This window comes from Glaciecola punicea, from assembly GCF_001756615.1.
GTDB lineage: Bacteria > Pseudomonadota > Gammaproteobacteria > Enterobacterales > Alteromonadaceae > Glaciecola > Glaciecola punicea.
Genome location: NZ_LZXY01000003.1, coordinates 176,134 through 197,940, shown reverse-complemented (window position 1 = coordinate 197,940; position 21,807 = coordinate 176,134). Strand labels below are relative to the sequence as shown.

Sequence of the window (21,807 nt, the reverse complement as noted above, 5' to 3'; positions counted from 1 at the left end):
GCGATCGTAAATATGCATACATTGCCCAGCGACTCCATACGCACCGTTATTGCTTTTGATTTTGGCATGAAAAGTATAGGCTTAGCAGTAGGACAAGCGATTACTAACACCGCCTCCCCTTTGCAAGCAATTAAAGCCCAAGACGGCATTCCTAACTGGGAGAATTTAGCTAAGATCATCTCGCAGTGGGAGCCAGACGGACTGCTTGTGGGTTTACCGCTCAACATGGACGGCACTGAGCAGCCTATTACTGCCAGCGTAAAGCGCTTTGTTGGTAGGCTCAAACACAAATATAATCTTCCAGTATTTTTGCACGACGAGCGCTTATCAACAGTAGACGCAAAAGCAAAATTATTTGAACTGGGCGGCTACAAGAAGCTCAGTAAAGAAAAGGTCGACAGCGTGTCTGCCTGTTTGATTTATGAAAGCTGGGTTTTTACTGTCTAAGCATCTGCAGGCTTTTCTTGCTGGCACTGCCAACACATCATAAATTGACCTTCGTTTACCTCATTACACGTGCTGCATTGCCATTCGATTTGGCTAGCTTTTGCTAACTCCCGCTCTAAGGTATCAACCAAGCCTTGCGCCCTTTGTCGCCATTGTTCATCTACCAGCCATATTTCAGGTAAGGTTTCATGCGGCGGAATTTCGCCGCTGGCGCCTTGGATAAATTCGTTTTTTAAAAAACACGGAATGTCGGCATCATCAAGCATCGCTTTAATTTCACGTACTTTTATTTGGTTGTAGTCGGTATAAAATTTTTCCAAAATAATCAATCCTGACGATTTGTACATTGTCTAAACGCACTCTAGCAATTCCTTCCGGCTTACGCCACTCACCCCTTCCACAATTTTTGTGACCTCGTTGCTGCTCACGGATATATTAGTCTTGCGCAAAGCTCGATATCTTCTATTAAACTGATTATTTCAAAATTAAACTACGAATAATTCCGGCTAGTTGTCCATATCAATAGACACACTTTTGCATGCCCTGATCTTGGCCCTTCACCATAGCTTCTTTTAAAAGGCCAATTTCGTTTCGTTGAATAAGAGCTTTAATAAGCGGCGTGTTGAGTAATATTTCTATCGCAGCTACTCGGCCGTTGCCGTCAATATTTGGCACAAGTTGCTGGGCAAAAATGGCGCGAATGTTTTGGCTTAAATCAAACCTTCGCTTTGCGTGACTGCTCGCTGGAGGTAAATGCATTATGCGCTCAATGGCCTGGTTGGCGTTGTTTGCGTGCAAAGTCGCCACACATAAATGTCCTGTCTCGGCAAACGACATTGCATATTCTATGGTTTCCATAGAGCGAATTTCACCAATCAAAATAACGTCGAGGATTTATCGATTGACTCGGCTGCTGCATCTTGACGACTAATAATGCCTTGGGCGACTAATTTTTGGAGGCACTGCTCCATGGTTTGCATGCCACGAGCTTGGCCCGTTTGCATAACCGAGTACATTTGCGGCACTTTGTCCTGTCTTATTAGATTTCGAATGGCCGGAATACCAATCATTATTTCGTGTGCCGCGACGCGCCCGCCGCCGGTTTTTTTCAGCAGGGTTTGTGATATAACCGCGCGCAGTGACCCAGACAGCATCGAGCGCACCAGCGACTTTTCTGCAGCAGGAAATACATCTATAATTCTGTCTATTGTTTTGGGTGCCGAGTTAGTGTGCAAGGTGCCAAACACCAAGTGACCGGTTTCAGCCGCCGATATTGCTAGGCGTATGGTTTCTAAGTCACGCAGCTCGCCCACCATTATTACGTCGGGATCTTCTCGTAAAGCCGAGCGCAGTGCATTATTAAAGCTGTGAGTATCGCGGTGTACTTCACGCTGGTTTAGTACGCACAGCTTGTTTTGATGTACAAATTCAATGGGGTCTTCTATGGTAAGAATATGCTCGCGCTTATAAGTATTAATATGGTCAACCATCGCCGCCAGCGTGGTTGATTTACCCGAGCCAGTAGCCCCCGTCACCAGCACTATGCCGGTTGGCTGATTAATTATTTTCTTGAATATTTCAGGTGCGCCAAGCTGTTCTAAGCTTAAGACTTCGTTGGGAATAGTCCGCATTACCGCAGCAGCGCCGCGGTTTTGTGTGAAAGCGTTTACTCTGAAGCGCGATAAGTTCTGTATTTCAAAAGAAAAATCTACTTCTAGGTTTTCTTCGTATTCTTTACGATGTTTGTCATTCATTATATCGAAAATGAGTGCATTTACGGTTTTGTGGTCAAGCTCTGGTAGATTTAGCTTTCGCATTTCACCGTCCACACGGATGATGGGAGGCAATCCTGCACTTAAATGTAAATCCGAGGCTTTATTTTGCACACTAAAGGCCAATAATTCGTTAATATCCACAGGCTAATTCCAACTATAAGTAAAAAATGTTATGGCAACCGAGACTACACAAGCAACAGCGACACTAACGGCAAATTTTGCGCGCATTAACGACCAAATAAAACAGGCAGCAAACGCTAATAAACGCGACCCCAGCCATATTAAATTGCTGGCCGTAAGTAAAACCAAACCCGTATCGGATATAGTAGTTGCGTATGCATTCGGGCACCGCGATTTCGGTGAAAACTACGTACAGGAGGCGGTCGAAAAAATTCAGCAAATGTCTTCATACTCAGACATTTTGTGGCACTTTGTCGGCCCCTTGCAGTCAAATAAAAGCAAACTCATTGCAGAATATTTTGATTGGATGCATTCGCTAGACCGAATCAAAATTGCCAAGCGCCTAAATGAGCAGCGTAGTGCGCATCAAAGCCCGTTAAATGTGTGCGTGCAGGTCAATATTGACGACGAGCAGAGCAAGGCAGGCATTGCGCCTTCAGAAGTGATAAACTTTATAGAACAACTGCAGCCCTTAAGCCGCATAAAATGCCGAGGCTTAATGACTATACCCAAAGCAGACGTGAGTGATACTGAGCGCAGGGCTAGTTTTGCAAAAATGCAGGATTTATTTTCGCAATGCGCACAACGCTTTGACAACATAGACACCTTATCGATGGGCATGAGCGATGATCTTGCTATTGCGATAGAATATGGCAGCACAATGGTGCGGGTAGGCACCGCTCTTTTTGGCAAGCGCGACTAAGCATTAACGCTATCTTGACCTAAACTGACCTAAACTGACCTAACAGGGGACATTTTGAATAACACACAAAAAATTAGCTTTATTGGCGCAGGCAACATGAGCAAAGCCATTATTTCAGGCCTCGTAGACAAGGGTTATTTACCCACTAATATTATGGCAAGTAACCCCAGTGCGGGGAAACTTGATGCCTTAAAAGACACATTAGGCATTCATACCACGCACAATAATCAAGAAGCCATCGATTTTGCCGACGTGGTGATGCTGTCGGTAAAACCGCACTTAATGCACAGCGTATGCGCTGGCTTCACATTACACAACCTTGACACTTTGTTTGTGTCTATTGCGGCCGGGCTCACAGTAAAAAGGCTGCGTGAGTTTTTACCTGAAAATGCCCATATTGTCAGAGTAATGCCTAACACGCCCTCGGCCATTGGCTTAGGCATGTCGGGGATTTATGCCACTAGCGACATTACCGATTCACAAGTTCATTTAGTGGAACAAATAATGCAAAGCGTGGGCAAAACAGTCGTGGTAAAGACTGAAGATGACATTAACACGGTGATTGCCGCCGCGGGTTCAAGCCCTGCATATTTCTTCTTAATTGCCGAAGTAATGCAGCGCACTGCGATTGACATGGGCATGGATAAAACCAGTGCACGCACTTTAGTTGAGCAGGCGATGCTAGGCAGTGCCAGCCTTATGCAAAAAACGCCAGAGCTAGAATTATCACAGCTTAGGGCCCAAGTTACATCTAAAGGTGGCACGACTGCTAAAGCGGTTGAAAGCCTACAGCAAGACAACATCGACAAAATATTTGCACGCGCCATGCAGGCCGCAGTTGCTCGTGCAAAAGAAATGTCAGAACAGTTTTAATAGGAAAAATAAGTATGGCTTCTCCCGTGTTAACGTTATTAATGTCAGTGTTCAATCTGTATTTAATGATAATAGTGATTAGAATTTGGCTGCAGTTGGTAAAAGCAGATTTTTACAATCCTTTCAGTCAATTTACGGTGAAGGCAACCCAGCCTGTGGTGGGCCCGCTGCGGCGTATTGTTCCGTCAATTGGACCATTAGATACCGCCACGCTGGTATTTGCCATACTGGTTGTATATGTAAAAATATTGACTTATGCGCTAATCGCTCAAGGCGCCCTTCCCCCTTTATTTACAGCCTTTATATTTGCATTATTCAACCTTGTTAATCAGGTGCTATGGCTTATATTTATCATTGTGATTATTCGCGCAATTTTAAGCTGGGTAAGCCAAGGCGGTCATCCGGTTGAAATGGTGATGAGCCAATTAACCGAGCCATTGCTGCGCCCTATTCGTAAAATAATGCCTGAGATGGGCGGTTTAGATTTGTCTGTATTGGTATTTTTACTGGGTTTACAGTTTATCATTAATCTATTTGGCAGCGCTTTTGGTCCCTTTGTGTAAGCAAATTTGTATACACGTCATAAGATCGCTCAAAGACACAGAATATGAACAAAGAGGCAAACACGAAAATGAAAATTAAATTTATATGCTTATCAGCGTGGGTGATTTTTGCCGCTATTTCGGCGCAAGCCAGCGCTGAAATTAAAAAGGACCTAGGAGATTGGGAAGTGCATTACATTGCCCTTACGACCACTTTTTTATCACCAGAAATAGCGCGAGCGAATAATATAGTACGTAGTGGTAGAAACGCCTTAGTGAATATTTCGGTGCTCAACAAACGCACCAAAGAAGCACAAGAAGTAAATATTACAGGCACTGCGCGTAATCTGCTGGGCACAAGCAAAACCCTTGCGTTTACGCAGGTGAAAGAAGGCAAAGCAATTTATTATCTAGCCAGCGTAGGGTTTTCAGATAAAGAAATACTGCGTTTTGATATTGATATTAATCAGGGCCGCAGTAATCAAAACCTCCAATTCCAACAAACCATGTATGTTGAAGACTAGACTCAGCGGTTTTATATCGCGCTAGCTTGTCCTTTGCACTTGGCATACTCTAGCGCTGAGCGCACTTGAGCTAGCGCTGGGCGCGCTTGAACACTAGCTTGATATCACTAGATTCACTTTCATCAAAATAGTAGCCGTCAACGTCAAACTGTTTCAGAATGCTTACATCCATAACTTTATGCTCAATAATAAAGCGCGCCATTAAGCCCCGCGCTCTTTTCGCATAAAAACTTATAATTTTGAATTTACCATTCTTCTCATCCTTAAACTGCGGTGTAATAACCGTCGCATTAAGAAGTTTAGTATTGATTGAAGAAAAATATTCATTAGACGCCAAGTTTATAAGCACCTCGTCACCTTGGTCTTTCAATGCCTTGTTTAACTCGGCGCTTATGGTGTTATCCCAATATTGATACAGATTATTGGCATCGTCTACTTTTAGCTTAATGCCCATTTCTAACCTGTAAGGTTGCATTAAATCTAAGGGTTTTAAAGTGCCATATAAACCCGACAAAATACGTAAATGCGCATTCGCAAATTCAACGGATTTTTGGTCTAAAGACCCCGCATCTAGCCCCGTATAAACGTCGCCGTTAAAGGCATACATGGCCGGGCGTGCGTTATTGTCGGTAAACGGAAACTCAAAACTCGAAAAGCGTTGAGCATTCAAAATGGCCAATTTATCGCTAATTTTCATTAGGCTGCTTAAATCTGCCGGAGACAGTGTTTTACATCTTTTAACCAACTCCTTCACATTGTCAATTAACAACGGCTGAGAAGTGACTAACGATGCTTGCGTTTCACTGTTCAAAAATGCAGGAAGCGGTGATGTAAAATCGAGATTTTTAGCCGGTGACACAACAACAAGCATAAACATACCTTTTAGTTAATGAGTTAAGCCATGCACTTGGCCTTTAATACGTATTATAATACGCTAATGTTAAGCAACTTGGCCAGCAAACACCTCAAGTTTTAGTTATACGAAAACCACTTTAACGATATATTTTATACCCATAGATTGGTTTTCACTGGTTTTTCAACCGCTATACTTGATATGATGATGCTTTAACGAAATTCAATACAAGCGAGCCTTTATACATGTCTAACCAATTAGAATCTTTACGTGCCATAACCACCGTTGTTGCTGACACAGGCGACATTGAGGCAATAAAAAAACATACCCCGGTAGATGCAACCACCAATCCCTCGCTGCTGTTAAAAGCGGCGTCTATGCCTTATTATGCCACTTTAATAGACCAGTCTATAGAATATGCAAAAAGCCAAAGTAATGTACAAAGTGAGCAGCTTGCTGCGGCAGGCGACAGACTCTCGGTACTGATCGGAAAAGAAATTTTAAATGTCATTCCAGGCCGTATATCCACAGAAGTAGACGCTCGCCTGTCGTTCAATACCCAAGCCACTCTTGCTAAAGCCAGACAGTTAATTGGTATGTATAAAGAAGCGGGGGTTGATAAATCGCGAATATTAATAAAAATGGCCTCAACCTGGGAAGGCATAAAAGCAGCAGAGGTTCTTGAAAAAGAAGGGATTAACTGCAACTTAACCTTATTATTCAGCTTTGCCCAAGCACGTGCTTGCGCAGAAGCAGGTGCTTTTTTAATATCGCCATTTGTAGGTCGTATACTCGACTGGTATAAAGCAAATATGCAAAATGAAGACTTTGATGGCGCTAAAGACCCAGGCGTTATATCGGTCACCAGCATTTATAATTACTATAAAGAACATGGTTATAAAACCGTGGTAATGGGCGCAAGTTTCAGAAACACCAGTGAAATAATAGAGCTTGCTGGCTGCGACAGACTCACCATTAGCCCGCCGTTGCTAGAAGAATTAGCCAACACTGCAGGTACTCTTAGTCCTAAATTAGTCGACAACGGCGCCACAAGCCCCGCGCCTACTCCTTTAAGTGAAGCAGCCTTTAGGTGGGAAATGAATGAGGACGCCATGTCAACGCAAAAACTAAGTGAGGGTATTCGTAACTTTGCTGGCGACCAAGTGAAGCTTGAAGCGCTGTTAGCACTAAAATTAAATCGCTAAGTGATCATATTTTTGTATAAGTAGTTGTGTGCTCACGCAAAGGAAAATAAATGAATAAGTTAACACAAACAGATGCTTGGATTTCACTTGAGCACCATGCGCCGCTTGTAAAGCGTCAGCATATGCGCGACATGTTTAAAACAGATCCCCTACGGGCTGAAAAGTATTCACTACATGCCGCTGGCTTGTTTTTAGATTATTCAAAAAATAGAGTAAGCGCAGACGTGCTTGATGATCTTTATGCATTGGCAAACGAGCGCTTATTGCCAGCTAAAATCAAGGCTATGTTCAGCGGTGAGAAAATTAACACAAGCGAAGGGCGCGCTGTTTTACATACCGCACTGCGAAACTTTTCTGGCAAGCCTGTTATGTTTGATGGCAAAGACGTCATGCCCGAGGTGATGGAAACCTTACAAAAGGTAAAAGCCTTTACGCAAGCTATTCACAACAAAACACACAGAGGCTACACCGGCAAAGCGATTAAAAAAGTCGTCGCAATTGGCATAGGTGGGTCATTCTTAGGCCCTAAAATAGTGACGCAAGCGCTTAAGCCCTACAAAGTTGCCGCGCTAGAAGTGGTGTTTGTAGCTAACGTTGATGGCTGCCATATAGCAGATGTATTAGCGCAATGTAGTGCTCACGACACCCTGTTTGTGATGTCCTCAAAATCGTTTAGCACCCAAGAAACACTGCAAAACGCTTTATCTGCCAAAGCATGGTTTTTAGCCCAAGGTGCTGGCCAAAAGGATATTGCGAAACATTTCGTAGCAGTGTCTTCAAATGTGGCCAAGGCGGTTGAATTTGGCATGGCCGAAAGCAATATATTTCCCATGGCCGATTGGGTAGGTGGACGCTATTCGTTGTGGTCAGCAATAGGCTTACCGATTAGTTTAGCACTTGGTTATGATCATTTTGAAGCCCTGCTAAAAGGTGCTCACGAAATGGACTGCCATTTTCAAGAAGCACCTCTTGCGCAAAATATGCCTGTTATAATGGCGATGTTAGGAATTTGGTATCGCAACTTCATGGGTGCTCAGTCACATGCACTGCTGCCTTATTACCATTACCTAAGAGGCTTCCCCGCCTACGTGCAGCAGCTTGACATGGAAAGTAATGGCAAAGCTACTACTCTTAAAGGAAAGGCGGTAGATCATGGAACAGGCCCTATTATATGGGGCGGGGAAGGCACAAACGCCCAGCACTCATTTTTTCAACTGATCCACCAAAGTAACATGCCCATACCTTGCGACTTTTTGTTTCCTGTAAAAGTGCCTTATTTAGACCAAGCACAGCAACAAACTCACCACGATATGCTGGCGTCAAACTGCTTTGGGCAAACCCAAGCGCTTATGCAAGGTAAAACATTCGAACAGTGCTACAAAGAGCTTGCCAACACTGGTTTATCCGAAAAGGAAATGCAAACACTTGCGGCACATAAAACAATGCCCGGTAACAACCCAAGCAATACCTTAATATTTGATGAACTTAACCCTGCCAGCTTAGGCGCGTTGATCGCTTTGTACGAGCATAAGGTGTTTGTTCAGGGCTGTATTTGGGACTTGAATTCGTTTGACCAGTGGGGGGTTGAACTAGGCAAAGACCTGGGTAATAAGGTACTTGATATGATCCAAGGTAGGATGAATATTGACGGCGCAGACGCCTCTACTCAAGCACTCATTAAACGCTTCAAGCAGGCAAAATAATATTTTTATTCTTATTTTTATTACTAAATTGTAATCCCAACTTAACATTAACTTTACATTGTTATATTATTTTACCGATGTATGTGATACTACTATGTTTGGTCACAGTAAACATTCGAGAGCACGAACAGCAAAATCTCAATATATGCAGTAGGTTTACCACTCGTTGTAGCTAATGGAGAAATATCATGGAATCAATAGATTTTTTGAATGCGGTAGAACGTGAGAGTCGCGGTGAGAAAACTAAAAGTAAAAAAAGAAAGTGGCGCGAAATTGAGGCAATTAAAGATCGTTTCAGATTAAAAAAAGAACTATGCGATATGGACATGAGCTGGGAGGCGGAACTCAGTCGAGGACGCTGACATATCCTTAACAGCATATACCTTATGGCACTTGCCAATCTATAGGTTTTTTGCCAAGCTTAATGAGTAAATCATTGGCTTGGCTAAAATGCTTGCACCCCAAGAAGCCACGATGCGCTGACAGCGGCGATGGATGAACGCTAGTCAACACATGGTGCTTTGACGTGTTGATTAATTTGATTTTTTGCTGCGCAGGCTTACCCCACAGTAAAAATATAAGATCTTGAAGATGCTCACTTACCTGCATTATAACGGTGTCAGTAAACTGCTCCCAGCCCATGCCTTTATGCGAGTTCGCGTTTGCTTCGTCCACTGTCATCACCGTATTTATCATTAATACGCCTTGCTGTGCCCACTTTGTGAGGTTGCCGTGCTTTGGCATACTAAAATCTGCAACATCTGTCTGTAGTTCTTTATAAATATTACGTAAAGAGGGCGGGATTTTCACATTATCTTGCACAGAAAAACAAAGACCGTGAGCCTGACCTTCGCCGTGGTAGGGATCTTGCCCTAGGATCACAACGTTAACATGATCACAAGGCGTAAGTGAAAAAGCATTGAACACATCGGCTTTGGGCGGAAATACTTTCATGCCACTTAAGCGCCTTGACTGCACAAACGCCAAGAGTGCTTTAAAGTACTCTTTCTCTTTCTCGGCGCCAAGCAGTGTTTGCCAATCTATCTTATTGTGCTCTTGCATACCTACCCTTTGATTGCGGCGCAGCGCTTATTTTAAGATGCTGAACATATGCGCTTTAAGCGCTTCATAATTATTGTCTATATCGGTAAAATGCGCTTCTTTAGCCGACGCTTCTGCTAAGGCCGTTGGCAATGCTATTGATTGGCCTAGTACATTTTCAACTGTTTCTCTAAATTTAGCTGGGTGCGCGGTGCCTAAAAAGATCCCTACTTCATCACCTGTCAGCGACTTACTTAAAGATCTATAGCCAATAGCCGCGTGCGGTTCACAGATATAGCCTAAAGCCGCCAACTGGCGCATTGCCACCTGCGTGTATTCTTCATCAACCGCTTCGCCTGTGATAATATCGACATCTATCCAGCCTTTATCAACCATCGCTTGAATGCGCGGCCAGTTGTTTGGCTGGCTTACGTCCATTGCATTTGAAATGGTGGGAATAGTCGCGTTAGGCTCCCATTTTCCAGTGTGCAAGAATCGCGGAACAGTGTCGTTGCTATTGGTAGCGGCTATAAAACGCTTAATAGGCAAGCCTAGTAACTTAGCAATAATACCCGCCGTCAAATTACCAAAATTACCACTGGGCACCGCAAATACAGCTCTATCTCTCTTCTCTACAGGCAGTTGCGCAATGGCTTCAAAGTAATAGCATATTTGCGCCATTAACCGGCTAATATTAATTGAATTGGCAGAATTTAAGTGCAAACCATCGCGTACATCTGGATCGTCAAACGCAGTTTTCACAAGTTGCTGGCAGGCGTCAAAGTCACCTTGAATAGCCACGGTGTGAATATTACCGCCTAAGGTTGTAAAGAGCTTTTCCTGCAGTTTGCTTATTTTGTCTTTGGGGAACAATATTACCACTTGGATATTGTCAATACCGTGAAAGGCATGTGCAACTGCCGCGCCAGTATCTCCAGAGGTCGCAGTAAGAATAGTGACAGGTTTGCCCTTACTAATATGGGTTAAACACTGCGCCATAAAACGACCGCCAAAATCTTTAAAGGCCAGCGTTGGGCCATGAAAAAGCTCTAGACTAAACACGTTATCACTAACAGCCACTAAGGGCGCAGCAAAAGTAAAGGCATTGTTCACAAAGTCAGCCACGGTTGCATGGGGTAACTCATCCCCAATTAAATGGCTTAGTATTTGCACGCTACGCTCGGCTAAAGGCATAGCAAGTAGCGCGTTGATATTTTCTAATGGGGTGATTTTTTCGGGAAAGTAAAGGCCCTGCTGTTTACCTAAGCCTTTTTGAACGGCGTAGCAAAAGCTTGCAGTATCACTACTGTCTTTTAAATTAACTAATTCCACAGTTTATTCATTTCCTATTGGTAGGATAATGCGGGTTCCCACAGTATCTATTTTACAAATATGGCTAAAGCCATCGTTGTTTTGAATGTAGTGCTGGTTTAACCATTGCTCAATCACTTGTGCGCTTTGAAGACTGTCAGTTACCACAAATATGGTTGGCCCCGACCCTGATATACCAAAACTTAAGGCATTATTTTGCTCACTAAACGCGCGCGCTTTATCAAATTCAGGCAGCATTACTTTACGGTGTTGTTCTGCAATGACATCTTTCATCATTTTAGCCGCTAAGCTTTGATTGTTGCTATGCAAACTATCAACAAATACTGCTAACTGGCGCCCAAAGTTAAGCGCATCAGCCAAACTATAGTGTGTCGGTAGCAATGCTCTGGCCTTCGCGGTTGACACCGACAGGCCCGAATAAGAACTTACCCAATACCAATTATCAAACACCGGTAGTTGAATTGCAATTGGCGAATGCTCACCGGTCATTAATGTCATGCCGCCATAATAACCAGGGGCCACGTTGTCGTAGTGAACTGAGCCGCTGATTTGCCCTTCTAACTCACCCATCATATACAGCAGTTCGTTTTTATCAAATGGCGCTCGCCCAAGCGTTTTTTCAGCGTGTGCGTTAAGGGCATAAAATGCGGCAACAATAGAGCTTGCGCTAGATCCTAAACCGCTGCCTATGGGGAGATTTTTGTGTAAATGCAGACGCACTTTCAACGGTGTAAGCCCCGCTTTTTGCATAGCGTTTTGAAAATGCGCATAGCAGGCTGTAACAATATTGCCTTGCGGATCAGCTGGCAGTTTATGTGCGAAACGGCCGTCTTGCGTCAGCGAAAATTGCGCCGCGTCAAACACTTCGACCCAGTCACCTAGTTGCGTTTGGTCAATAGGCGCAAGCGCTGCCCCTAACACGTCAAAGCCCAAACTTACATTTCCAATAGAAGCGGGTGTGAAGGCACGCGTACTTGTCATATTAGTTAAATTCCAACTGTAAGGGCATGGTGCGTAGTATATCAGCAAATACGCCCGCAGCGGTCACCGTCGCGCCAGCGCCATAGCCACGAATAACAAACGGAATAGGCTGATAATAGTGACTGTGAATAGCCAAAGCGTTTTCGCCGTCTTTTACGGTGGCCAGCGGATGGCTCAGGGTCACCGCCTGAATACTTACCTTGCACTGACCTTCGCTAATGGAGCCTACATATCGCAGTACTTTGCCATCTTCTTTAGCTGCGTAGGCCATTTCGCCTATGTGTTGATTTAGTTTTGGCAGGTTTGCCATAAACGACGCTACATCACCGCTTGCATCAAACCATGGCGGCAGCACCGACTCTATTTCAATATCGCTAAGCTCCAGACTTAAGCCTGATTCACGCGCCATGATCAACAGTTTTCGTGCGACATCCATACCGCTTAAGTCATCGCGTGGGTCGGGTTCAGTAAAACCATTCTTTTTCGCCGTTTCGGTGGCCTTGGAAATACTCATGCCTTCATCCAATTTGCCAAATACATAGGAAAGCGAACCTGACAGTATGCCCTCGAACTTTTCAAGTTTATCGCCTGCAATAACCAGCTTTTGAAGATTGTCAATTACCGGTAAACCTGCGCCAACGGTGGTTTCATACAAATACTGGCGGTTGCACTGCTGGGCGGTCTTTTTGAGCATTAAGTAGTCTGCGTAATCGCCGGTATTGGCTTTCTTATTTGGCGTGACCACGTGAAAACCAGCTTTCATCATATGCACGTACAAGCTGGCAATCTTTTTATTGCTAGTACAGTCTACCACCACAGGGTTTGTTAGGCTGTTATAACTAACAAAATTAGCCAGACGGTCAACACTGAAGCTCCCGGTACTTTGCTTTAACAGCTCGTTTATGTCTTGCGACAAATCTATGCCGGTATTTTGCAATAGACAGTGCTTTGAATTGGCGATGCCAAACACTGTTAAACGAATGTTGCGGCCTAACAAAGCCTGCTGCTGCTTACCAATTTGATTAAGCAACTCCAGACCAACGGTACCTATGCCAATTAAAATTACATCAATACTGAGCATATTGGTAAAGAAATTTTGGTGAATAATCTTAACTGCTTTCTTGGCTTTGCTGTTTTCAATAACCGTAGAAATGGAACGCTCTGAAGAACCCTGCGCAATAGCCACATTATTCACACGCGCTTGGGCTAGGGATTTGAAAAACTTCGCCGCCAAACCTCTAGACTGGCGCATACCGTCGCCTACCAAGGTCACTATGGCTAAATCTTCACGCACTTCTATGGGCTCAAGTAAATGATTCGCTAGCTCAAGAGCAAAATTCTCTTCAAGTAACTCTTTTGCTCTTACCGCGTCTTTGTGGGCAATACAAAAGCTAATGCTGTATTCCGATGAGCTTTGCGTAATTAAGCTAATCGATATATTGCCTTTAGAAATGACGTCGAATATACGACTCGCCATGCCCACCATACCTTTCATACCCGGGCCTGACAGGTTAAACATCGCTATATCTTCTAGATGCGAAATACCTTTGACGCTAGTCCACTTTTCGCTAGCTTCATGGCTAATTAAGGTGCCCGGTGCAGCAGTATTAAGCGTGTTTCTAATAAGACAAGGAATGCCAAATTGCGCAATGGGGCCTATGGTCTTAGGGTGTAACACTTTGGCGCCAAAATAAGACAGCTCCATGGCTTCTTGATACGTCAGCTTGTCGATTAATACCGCGCCTTCAACTTGATTAGGATCGGCATTGTAAACACCGTCTACGTCGGTCCAAATTTCACAGCAGCTAGCATTGATACAGGCAGCCAAAATAGCGGCAGAATAATCTGAACCGTTGCGTCCTAAGGTTACCTTCTCACCTAGCTCGTTAGCGGCAACAAAGCCTGGCATGATAATCAAGGTGCTGCCGTCGCTGGGCACGTCGCTAAATCTTACTCTGCAGTCAGACAGCACCGCTAGGCTGTCGAGGTAATCGCCTTCAGCAACAATGTATTCAACGGGATCAATAATGAGATTTTTAATATTGTGAGCGGTCATAATGGCGCTGAATATACGTACACTGACATATTCACCCATGCTTAAAATACTGGCGGTCACCTGATCAGGGCAAATTCGAAGAAGGCTAATGCCGTCTAGCTGCTGCTTCAATAGCGCTAGACGTTCGCTAATGTAGGCGTCTACACCCTCAAAATCGAAGTTAGGTAGCTTAAGGTGCAGCTCATTCGCAATCCCATGCAGGGTCATATCTAATTTGGCATATAATTCACCAAAGTCTTTACCCATACTGGCTTGCTCGCACAATAACGATAGCGCATTGGTAACCCCTTTAGGCGCCGACAATACCACCGCTGCCCCCTTGCAGTCTTTGCTTTTATGCGTGTTAGCACTTATTTCAAAGACATTCAAATAACGAGTAGCATCGGCCAATGAGGACCCACCAAACTTTAACACCTTCATTTACAATTCCGCCCTTATCAATTAAGTTTACTGACTAGATAATTTTTTATTTCTCAAACGCTTTTCAAAAATTCTTGCACAAAAAAAACCCGCTTAATGCGGGCTTTTGTTAACTAGACTGACACCCGCTAACATCTGCCCTTGTTTAAGGTCATCATAATAGTACGCATAATAGCAGGCGCATTTATAATTATGTTTATGTCGTTAGTGTTCTTATTTGTTTTCATAGGTTCAATTTGCCGTATAGACGTCTATATGTCAACTAGAAATTCGGTGAATTATGTTTTATTGTAATCTACGTAGTTTTTAAATAGTCGAACCAACTAATGTGAACAACTGAAATACCCTTAAAGCTCCATTCACTTCGAAGGGTTGTCATTTACAATAGGCTCCACTAACAAGGGTGTAAATATAAAACTTTCCGGTTCTGTGTCCAACATTTTTTGCATAAGTGTTTTTGCGGCTTCTTGGGCAACATGACGGATCAATTGGCGATCGGTATTATCACCCATTTCATAAGTGATAGAGTGGATTTTGTATTCATCTGCAAGAAACTGTTTAAACACACCGCGACCAGGGCTCGTGCCTGGACTCGGGCGTACAACAAAAGACGACAGTGTGGCGTTTTTAAGGCGCTTTAACCAGTCTTTTGAAAAGTCTTGTGGCGCTACTGCGTAGTCAGACCCCATGGTATAAAAAACATCTTGTTGGGTGGAGTGAAAGTCGAGTGCAAAAACAAGCCTTTGCTGCTCAATCAAGGTTAAATCAAGCCAATATTTGACCTGCTGTGTTTCGATTTGCGTAAACTTGCCCCAGTCTCGATTTAAATCAGAACCTAGAGTGTTATGTCGCCAGTTGCCGTGGGCAACCCCATCGGGATTCAAGTTAGGCACGATCATGACATTAAAGCGGGCTAAAAATTCGCGGTTGAGGTCATGCTCTATAGATAGTTGTTCAACAAAAGAAATAAGTGCCAAAGCGCCTGTTATTTCGGGTGGATGTTGGCGCCCAATAATTAAAAACCATTCATTATTTTCAGGTTTTGAATGCACCAGCGCGTCTATATTTCTGCCTTGGGTAGATGAACCCAATTTGCTTAGTGAAAACGGCGAGTTTTCTGCAATACTGTTCATCCACTGCGCATAAAAAGCGTTGTCAACTATCTCTTGAGCGGCAATATAAATAGCCTCTTGTCCAAGCGTCAACTTAATGTGAATGTTGCTATCGATTATTTCAAAAGGCATAGGCTGCCAATGTTTGCCATCAATACTCATTTTAGGTGAATAGCGTGCTTTGGCGCCTTCACTTTTTAACACTAAGCGCAGTTCCTGAGTATTTGCTGGTGTTTGGTTAATGACTTTAAATGCATACCAAGGGCTAGGGTTAATAGGGCTATTTTCAGGTTTGCTCAGCAGTTCGTATTGTTTGTTAGAAAATTCATCATCTGCTAGCTGCACGCAAGCGTCTAACTTTCCAGCATCAAAGTTAGCCGCAAAATGGACATCTTTAAATTCGCATGCATAACTAGAGGCGCTAAACGCTAATAAAAAAGCGCTTAGTAATGCTAAGTGACTTATTCTTTTTTGCACGTTTATTTGTTCAAAACTCGTCTTTACATTATGCATACTGCACCTATTTTTTAGCGTTTTTATAAAATCCTTGCGTCACCAACCAGCTTAGTTTTTGCAATTCAAGTGCAAGGCTTGGGTCAAGCCCCGCCGTAAAAATATTTCCTTGGGGCGACTCCTGATAAAAACTTGCGTACAGCACGCAAGCCATTAAATAGGTGCCAGCGACACTAGGATGCTTTAACTCTTTTTTGTAGCTTAAGCTCGCATGACCCTCTTGATCTTTTGAAATTCCTAACACATCGGGCACGAATAATTCGATATGGGGAAGTTCTTGTTCGGCAAGCCAAAAGGCGAGGCCCACGGGCACAACCAAAACATCGAGTTCATTAGCTATAGATGTATACGCGTTGGCAAGCTGCATACCCATGTCTAATTGTCCTTTATAGCCCCACGTCATTAACAAAATTGGCTGTAAGTCTTTTTCTTTGATTCGTTTAACGGCCTGTTTCAAAGCCTTGGTAAACCGCGCCTGTTTTTTAGCGTCAATAGGCTCATTGCTGTGTCCTTGCAGAACTACCGCCTCCCAAGTGCCTTTAGGTTTTGCTAATAAAAAATCTAAATCGTCCAAATGTTCATAAATATGGCCACCAGACAAGGTCGATAAACGCAGTCGATTCTCACCCGCTCGCCATTTATCACTAGCCCTGACTAAACTGCCCAGATGATTATGCACACCGTTATTATAAAAGCTAAAACTATTGCCCATAAACAATGCTTTTTTTACGTCCTTAGCGGGCGCGATTTTCGCTTGAATTAATGTCGGTTTGACAGTTGATGCAAATCCATGTAATGACCAAATACCAAGCAAAGTTAATATACATAATTTGCCGATTACATTTTTCATATTTGACGCCTTTTTCATGAGAACACCCAAGGCGCTAACCACACAGAAACGATACTGAGTAAAATCATACCCATAACATTTAAGATAAAGCCCGCTCTAATCATCTGTGGAATATTGAGCACACCTGAGGCAAATACAATGGCGTTGGGCGGGGTTGCAACCGGCAGCATAAATGCGCAGCTTGCAGCTAAGGTAATAGGCACGCATAACAGCAGTGGCGAGACACCCAGTTCCAGCGCTACCGCAGCGACAACCGGCAAAAAAGTAGCTGCGGTGGCAACATTGCTCGTCAATTCAGTTAAAAATATGACCAAGCCTGTAGCAGCAATAACTAAGGCGAAAATACCAAAAGCGTCAAGATAGGTTAAATGTCCGCCTAGCCAAGTTGCTAGTCCTGATGACGACACCGCTGCCGCCAAGGCTAAACCGCCGCCAAATAAGATGAGAACGCCCCAAGGCAAACGATTCACATCATGCCAAATCATGACTTGAGGTTGCGATTTATCACCACTTGGCAACAAAAAGAGTATCAAGGCTGCTGTCATCACTATGCCCGTATCGCTTAGAAAATCGATACCTAAAAGGGTAGATATGGGGCGTCGTGCCATCCAAAATAAAATCACTAAAGAAAACACAATGGCAACGCGCTTTTCAGCCTTGCTCATTGGCCCAAGCTCGCTACGCAGTTTTGCTAAATGTTGGTTAACTGCAAGGTTAGCCGGAATGTCGATATTAAAGCTCCAGCGCGTTAGCGAAAACCAAGCAAGGGGCAGCATGCACACAGTAACCGGAACGCCTACCAACATCCAGCTAGCGAAAGTAATGTGAATGTTATAGTTTTCAGTTAAAAAAGCAGCCAGCAAGGCATTAGGAGGCGTACCAACAAGTGTTGCTAAACCACCAATAGTGGCGGCATAAGCAAGTCCCAATAGCATGGCAGCCTGAAAAGACTTCGTTTGCTTTGCATCTAGATGCGTGTTGTTGTCGGCAATGACTTTGGCAACTGATAATGCAATAGGCATAAGCATCATAGTGGTAGAGGTATTTGTCATCCACATTGACAGCAGCGCCGCCACAATCATAAAGCCGCCTATTAAGCGTCGTCCGTCGGTACCGGTGTAGCTTAAAATAGCCAGCGCAATACGCTTGTGCAAATCCCAGCGCTCAACCGCTAAAGCCAGAATAAATGCACCTAGGAATAAATAAATGATGGGATTTGCGTAAGAAGATGTCGCGTCTGCCATACTACTGATACCTAAAAAAGGGAAGGTAACAATAGGTAAAAAGGCGGTTACAGGAACGGGCACAGCCTCGGTCGCCCACCAAATGGCCATCCACATTCCCACAGCAGCAACGCGCCAAGCCGTTGGCTCCAAGGTTGTATGGCTGGAGCCTAACAACATCATAATAACAAACACTAAAGGCCCTAAAATAAGCCCTATATCCTGATAACGTGCACGGGTTTGATCCGTAATATCGGGTAAACTATTACTCATAAAAAACAGCCTAATACTTTTAAACAGAAAACTAACTTACAGGCGTTTATGCGCAATAAAACCTGCAAGTTATTGACAACCCATCAGACCTAAAACAAGCCCTAAAAACTAGCCCTAAGGTCTAGGTAATAGCTACGGCCAAAGTCTCTGTGAGCATCAGCAAAAAAACCAAATGAATTATCAGACAGTGGGGCACGCTCGTCGGTCAAATTACGAATACCAAAACGTAAACGCGTGTTTACCTCATTCATATTAAAGCGATAGTCAACGGTCGCATTATAAGTCGTCATGGCTGGAATAACATAGCGGGTACCATCGCTAAGCGTTAATGAGCTTTGGTAAAATTCACCTATTCTATTGCCGCTCAGGCTCGCCCCAAAGTCGTCTTTACGCCATGAAGCTCGCATAGAGTGACGTTGCTCTTGATTACCGTCTCGCCCAATAAGATCATCAAAGCCGGTGATTGGAAAGTTAATTGGAATTACACCATTGTTTTGCGCTTGCACTAATAATGCGGCTTGCCCACCGGCTTGTTGTTCAAATTTATCGATAAATGATCCATTATAGCTAAATTTAAAATCACCAAACTCAGTGTCGACATCGTAGTACAAGGCGACATCAAAGCCCGCAAGATTGCGATCATCAAGGTTAGCGTACTGATCGTTAATAGAGCTCACCTCTCCTGCTGGACATATACCCGCCGCAGCATAAATTGTGGCCGCTTCTGCACTGGCTTCTTGTCTTGGAACTGCCGGGCTAAAGGTGCTACTAGCACAGTTAGTATCGCCATTTTCTAAGCGAAATAATAGGTCAAGCAAGGTGTGATTTTCTTCACCAAATAAACCAATGGTACTTTCCTTTTCAATTGACCAATAATCAACGGTAATGGTTAATTCGTCAGTAGGCGTAAATACCAAGCCTAAAGATGTATTATCCGACTCTTCTGGCACTAAACTTTCACTACCTTGCGCGACACGTTGAGTTGAATATCTGCAGTTAAGTATATCTTGGTTTGGATCTCCCCCATTTTCAGCGGCGAACAAGCACGCATAGTCGGTAATGGTGGCGCTTCTAGTCACGATACTTTCGTTAATTGTAATAAGATTAGGCACGCGATACGCTTGTGACCACGAACCTCTTAGTAATACTGATTCGAGTGGGCGCCAACCAAAGGCAAGTTTACCCACTGCCGTATCGCCAACGTCTGAGAAGTTTTCATACCGAATAGCCGCTTGTACATTTAAATTTTCAAGCACTGGAATTTGAAATTCAGCAAATAAAGAGCTTACGTCTCTATTGCCGCTGCTATCAGGCGTTGGACTTGAGTTCACCACATCCGAGACAAATGGAAAGGTGTCTCCTTCATAGTCGGTAAAGGCAATAGTGCCGTCAAGACGATCATCTCTATCATCCGTAAATGACTCTTCTCGATATTCAAATCCCAGCACAAAACCCACAGGACCAGCCGGTAGTTCAAAAATGTCAGTATGTGCAAATTTAAGGTCAAACGACATGAGATCTGTTTCGTTTTTGCGCACTACGTCAATAAGAGTTCGCTCTATATTTGAATCCACACCACCACTAAAAGGATTATAAGCCGCTGGTGTACTATCAAAAAGCGCTTCTACCATCAGATTGTTAGACACTCGATTACGCGTTAAATCTTCTTTTTTCGCTTTTGAGTAGCTAACTGCAGTTTCCCAATCCCACTCACCAAAAGTGCCTCTAAAACCTTGCAAAAAGCGGAAGGTGTCGCCGTCGTTATCGACAATTCGAGGTAACTCAGCGAAGCGGTAATTATCCATGGTAATAGCTAAGCCACTGCATGGCACGTTTCCGCCTATCACGCTGTCGGGTAAACGATTAGGTGAGCCACAGGGCCCAAATGGGTTGTAATAGTTTTCTGCGCCCACGCGTAATTTAGAGCTGGAGAAGGATGCCGTAGGATGACGGCGTAAATTGGTTTTTGACTGGTACAAACTGAATTCTGTAAAACTTTCAACACCATTATCAAATTCATGATTAATGAACATAAACAAGTTGGCCCGCGTTAATTCTGAACTCAAATCACGATCTGCATTTAAGTTGTAGCGTATAACGCCCTGCCCGTCTGGCGCACCACAGGTTTGGGCATTAATGGCAAACGCACAGCGCTCATCGCCAGCAGGATACACTTCAAATTCGCCCGCGCCGTCAACTATGTCGCTCCCTAATCCAGAGCTAGCGCGACTAGTAAGCAAGTCAAATTGACCAAACAAGCTATTAGCACTGGTGCCCCTAAAAGCAATATCGCCAAACCACGGTGAGTCCTCAGGAATTCTGCTTCTAAAATCGGAGTTAGCCCAGCGTGGATCATCTTGTGAGTTAACACGATCGCGTGCATAGTAATTAGCAAATACGCTTAAATTAGTGCGACCAGCGTTAAAGTCTTTACCCCATTCAACAGTAAGGCTTTGTTCGTCGCGCGGGATATTCTCGTATTCAGACCATCGACCAGAAACAGTAAACCCAACAAAATCAGTTTTCATAACGTGATTAACGACACCAGCAACAGCATCTGCACCATATATAGCAGATGCGCCATCGCGCAGCACTTCAACTCGGCTTAAGCCTTGTACCGGAATTGTGTTCACGTTTGCCGAGTTAACGGGCACAAAGCTACCGCCAACTTGTTCGGTTTGATACGCGGCAGAATTAACCATGCGGCGTCCATTAAGCAGCACAAGGGTGTTACCTGTGCCTAAATTACGTAAGTTATAGGTACCGATATCACCGCGCGCCGCATTAACGCCGCCTGAGATGTTTTCAGCTTCACTAAAGAAATTTTGCCCATTCTCTGGTATGAGCTGTAGTAGATCATCCATTGAATCGATGCCCATCTGGCCAATGATCTCTGCATCAATGACGGTGACAGCTAAGGCTTCGGCCACTTGACCGCCGCGTATATTTGAACCTATAACTTGTATTTTTTCGACATCTTTATCGTTGCTGGCTACTTCTGCTTCTTGCGCAAAAGCAGAAACACAAAGTGCGGACGCAATGGCTACTGACAGTAGCTTAGGTACAAAAAAAGATAGTTTGTTACGTCGTGTGTATGTTTCCATGATTGTTCCAGTTATTTTTTACTAACACTTCATTAACGCGCACCTAACATAAATCCCCTACACAAAGCATAAAATATATTAAAGACCCCCAATAGAG

At 43.8% G+C, this 21,807-nt stretch carries 19 protein-coding genes and 1 pseudogene; 8 read left to right on the top strand and 12 right to left on the bottom strand.

Annotated elements, in window-relative coordinates:
* Positions 1–12 precede the first annotated feature (12 nt).
* Positions 13–447: a Holliday junction resolvase RuvX gene (ruvX, locus tag BAE46_RS05070; protein ID WP_006006429.1), complete on the top strand. Its 435-nt coding sequence runs from the start codon at positions 13–15 to the stop codon at positions 445–447.
* On the opposite strand, the gene BAE46_RS05065 is transcribed toward ruvX, so the two are convergent.
* The 3 genes and pseudogenes from BAE46_RS05065 to BAE46_RS05055 form a co-directional block, all read right to left on the bottom strand.
* Entirely contained in the window at positions 444–767 is a 324-nt protein-coding gene (locus BAE46_RS05065) for a putative signal transducing protein (protein ID WP_070111969.1), read from the bottom strand. The genes ruvX and BAE46_RS05065 overlap by 4 nt on opposite strands.
* A gap of 214 nt (positions 768–981) precedes the next feature.
* Positions 982–1,335: pseudogene (locus tag BAE46_RS05060) on the bottom strand (ATPase, T2SS/T4P/T4SS family); the annotation flags it as partial.
* Positions 1,323–2,363: a type IV pilus twitching motility protein PilT gene (locus BAE46_RS05055; RefSeq protein WP_006006424.1), complete on the bottom strand. Its 1,041-nt coding sequence runs from the start codon at positions 2,361–2,363 to the stop codon at positions 1,323–1,325. The gene BAE46_RS05055 and the pseudogene BAE46_RS05060, both read right to left, overlap by 13 nt.
* Positions 2,364–2,394: 31 nt before the next feature.
* Here BAE46_RS05055 and BAE46_RS05050 point away from each other — a divergent pair, with 31 nt between their 5' ends.
* The 4 genes from BAE46_RS05050 (at position 2,395) to BAE46_RS05035 (ending at position 5,044) form a co-directional block, all read left to right on the top strand.
* Positions 2,395–3,105 carry a YggS family pyridoxal phosphate-dependent enzyme gene (locus BAE46_RS05050; protein ID WP_006006421.1) on the top strand — a complete coding sequence of 237 codons (711 nt, stop codon included), beginning with the start codon at positions 2,395–2,397 and terminating at the stop codon, positions 3,103–3,105.
* 54 nt (positions 3,106–3,159) lie between these two features.
* Positions 3,160–3,978 carry a pyrroline-5-carboxylate reductase gene (gene proC / locus BAE46_RS05045; protein WP_083256799.1) on the top strand — a complete coding sequence of 273 codons (819 nt, stop codon included), beginning with the start codon at positions 3,160–3,162 and terminating at the stop codon, positions 3,976–3,978.
* Positions 3,979–3,992: 14 nt separating this feature from the next.
* Complete coding sequence (locus BAE46_RS05040; RefSeq protein WP_006006415.1) at positions 3,993–4,541, top strand: YggT family protein; 549 nt, start codon at positions 3,993–3,995, stop codon at positions 4,539–4,541.
* A gap of 68 nt (positions 4,542–4,609) precedes the next feature.
* Complete coding sequence (locus tag BAE46_RS05035) at positions 4,610–5,044, top strand: DUF4426 domain-containing protein (RefSeq protein ID WP_238528975.1); 435 nt, start codon at positions 4,610–4,612, stop codon at positions 5,042–5,044.
* 70 nt (positions 5,045–5,114) lie between these two features.
* Here BAE46_RS05035 and yaaA read toward each other — a convergent pair whose 3' ends face one another.
* Positions 5,115–5,915 carry a peroxide stress protein YaaA gene (gene yaaA, locus BAE46_RS05030; protein WP_006006411.1) on the bottom strand — a complete coding sequence of 267 codons (801 nt, stop codon included), beginning with the start codon at positions 5,913–5,915 and terminating at the stop codon, positions 5,115–5,117.
* Between the two features lie 227 nt (positions 5,916–6,142).
* On the opposite strand from yaaA, the gene tal reads away from it, so the two are divergent.
* The 3 genes from tal (at position 6,143) to BAE46_RS14290 (ending at position 9,167) form a co-directional block, all read left to right on the top strand.
* Positions 6,143–7,102 (top strand): transaldolase, encoded by a 960-nt coding sequence (gene tal, locus BAE46_RS05025; RefSeq protein WP_006006410.1) that lies wholly within the window; start codon positions 6,143–6,145, stop codon positions 7,100–7,102.
* Between the two features lie 50 nt (positions 7,103–7,152).
* Positions 7,153–8,805, top strand: a complete 1,653-nt coding sequence (gene pgi, locus BAE46_RS05020; RefSeq protein ID WP_070111900.1) for a glucose-6-phosphate isomerase — start codon at positions 7,153–7,155, stop codon at positions 8,803–8,805.
* A gap of 188 nt (positions 8,806–8,993) precedes the next feature.
* Entirely contained in the window at positions 8,994–9,167 is a 174-nt protein-coding gene (locus tag BAE46_RS14290) for a DUF3545 family protein (RefSeq protein ID WP_006006406.1), read from the top strand.
* 22 nt (positions 9,168–9,189) lie between these two features.
* Here BAE46_RS14290 and ung read toward each other — a convergent pair whose 3' ends face one another.
* The 8 genes from ung to BAE46_RS04980 all read right to left on the bottom strand — a co-directional run bounded on the left by ung (position 9,190) and on the right by BAE46_RS04980 (position 21,710).
* The gene (gene ung, locus BAE46_RS05015) at positions 9,190–9,867 is read right to left on the bottom strand and encodes a uracil-DNA glycosylase (protein WP_006006403.1); all 678 of its coding nucleotides are present in this window, start codon (positions 9,865–9,867) and stop codon (positions 9,190–9,192) included.
* Positions 9,868–9,894: 27 nt separating this feature from the next.
* Positions 9,895–11,178 carry a threonine synthase gene (thrC, locus tag BAE46_RS05010; protein ID WP_006006401.1) on the bottom strand — a complete coding sequence of 428 codons (1,284 nt, stop codon included), beginning with the start codon at positions 11,176–11,178 and terminating at the stop codon, positions 9,895–9,897.
* Positions 11,179–11,181: 3 nt separating this feature from the next.
* On the bottom strand, positions 11,182–12,159 hold the full coding sequence (thrB, locus tag BAE46_RS05005) for a homoserine kinase (RefSeq protein ID WP_006006398.1): 978 nt from the start codon (positions 12,157–12,159) through the stop codon (positions 11,182–11,184).
* Between the two features lies 1 nt (position 12,160).
* Positions 12,161–14,635 carry a bifunctional aspartate kinase/homoserine dehydrogenase I gene (gene thrA / locus BAE46_RS05000; RefSeq protein WP_070111899.1) on the bottom strand — a complete coding sequence of 825 codons (2,475 nt, stop codon included), beginning with the start codon at positions 14,633–14,635 and terminating at the stop codon, positions 12,161–12,163.
* A gap of 359 nt (positions 14,636–14,994) precedes the next feature.
* Positions 14,995–16,260 carry a M14 family metallopeptidase gene (locus BAE46_RS04995; RefSeq protein ID WP_006006395.1) on the bottom strand — a complete coding sequence of 422 codons (1,266 nt, stop codon included), beginning with the start codon at positions 16,258–16,260 and terminating at the stop codon, positions 14,995–14,997.
* A gap of 7 nt (positions 16,261–16,267) precedes the next feature.
* The gene (locus BAE46_RS04990; RefSeq protein ID WP_006006393.1) at positions 16,268–17,110 is read right to left on the bottom strand and encodes an SGNH/GDSL hydrolase family protein; all 843 of its coding nucleotides are present in this window, start codon (positions 17,108–17,110) and stop codon (positions 16,268–16,270) included.
* Positions 17,111–17,124: 14 nt separating this feature from the next.
* Positions 17,125–18,606, bottom strand: coding sequence for an SLC13 family permease (locus tag BAE46_RS04985; RefSeq protein ID WP_006006391.1), 1,482 nt, complete (start codon positions 18,604–18,606; stop codon positions 17,125–17,127).
* 101 nt (positions 18,607–18,707) lie between these two features.
* The gene (locus BAE46_RS04980) at positions 18,708–21,710 is read right to left on the bottom strand and encodes a TonB-dependent receptor domain-containing protein (RefSeq protein WP_006006389.1); all 3,003 of its coding nucleotides are present in this window, start codon (positions 21,708–21,710) and stop codon (positions 18,708–18,710) included.
* Positions 21,711–21,807: the final 97 nt, after the last annotated feature.

Excerpts from the sequence above, each read along its gene's own strand:
- ruvX (WP_006006429.1), top strand. The coding sequence starts at position 13 with ATGCATACATTGCCCAGCGACTCCATACGCACCGTTATTGCTTTTGAT.
- BAE46_RS05050 (WP_006006421.1), top strand. The coding sequence starts at position 2,395 with ATGGCAACCGAGACTACACAAGCAACAGCGACACTAACGGCAAATTTT.
- BAE46_RS05040 (WP_006006415.1), top strand. The coding sequence starts at position 3,993 with ATGGCTTCTCCCGTGTTAACGTTATTAATGTCAGTGTTCAATCTGTAT.
- BAE46_RS05035 (WP_238528975.1), top strand. The coding sequence starts at position 4,610 with ATGAAAATTAAATTTATATGCTTATCAGCGTGGGTGATTTTTGCCGCT.
- yaaA (WP_006006411.1), bottom strand. The coding sequence starts at position 5,915 with ATGCTTGTTGTTGTGTCACCGGCTAAAAATCTCGATTTTACATCACCG.
- tal (WP_006006410.1), top strand. The coding sequence starts at position 6,143 with ATGTCTAACCAATTAGAATCTTTACGTGCCATAACCACCGTTGTTGCT.
- pgi (WP_070111900.1), top strand. The coding sequence starts at position 7,153 with ATGAATAAGTTAACACAAACAGATGCTTGGATTTCACTTGAGCACCAT.
- BAE46_RS14290 (WP_006006406.1), top strand. The coding sequence starts at position 8,994 with ATGGAATCAATAGATTTTTTGAATGCGGTAGAACGTGAGAGTCGCGGT.
- ung (WP_006006403.1), bottom strand. The coding sequence starts at position 9,867 with ATGCAAGAGCACAATAAGATAGATTGGCAAACACTGCTTGGCGCCGAG.
- thrB (WP_006006398.1), bottom strand. The coding sequence starts at position 12,159 with ATGACAAGTACGCGTGCCTTCACACCCGCTTCTATTGGAAATGTAAGT.
- thrA (WP_070111899.1), bottom strand. The coding sequence starts at position 14,635 with ATGAAGGTGTTAAAGTTTGGTGGGTCCTCATTGGCCGATGCTACTCGT.
- BAE46_RS04995 (WP_006006395.1), bottom strand. The coding sequence starts at position 16,260 with ATGCATAATGTAAAGACGAGTTTTGAACAAATAAACGTGCAAAAAAGA.
- BAE46_RS04990 (WP_006006393.1), bottom strand. The coding sequence starts at position 17,110 with ATGAAAAATGTAATCGGCAAATTATGTATATTAACTTTGCTTGGTATT.
- BAE46_RS04985 (WP_006006391.1), bottom strand. The coding sequence starts at position 18,606 with ATGAGTAATAGTTTACCCGATATTACGGATCAAACCCGTGCACGTTAT.
- BAE46_RS04980 (WP_006006389.1), bottom strand. The coding sequence starts at position 21,710 with ATGGAAACATACACACGACGTAACAAACTATCTTTTTTTGTACCTAAG.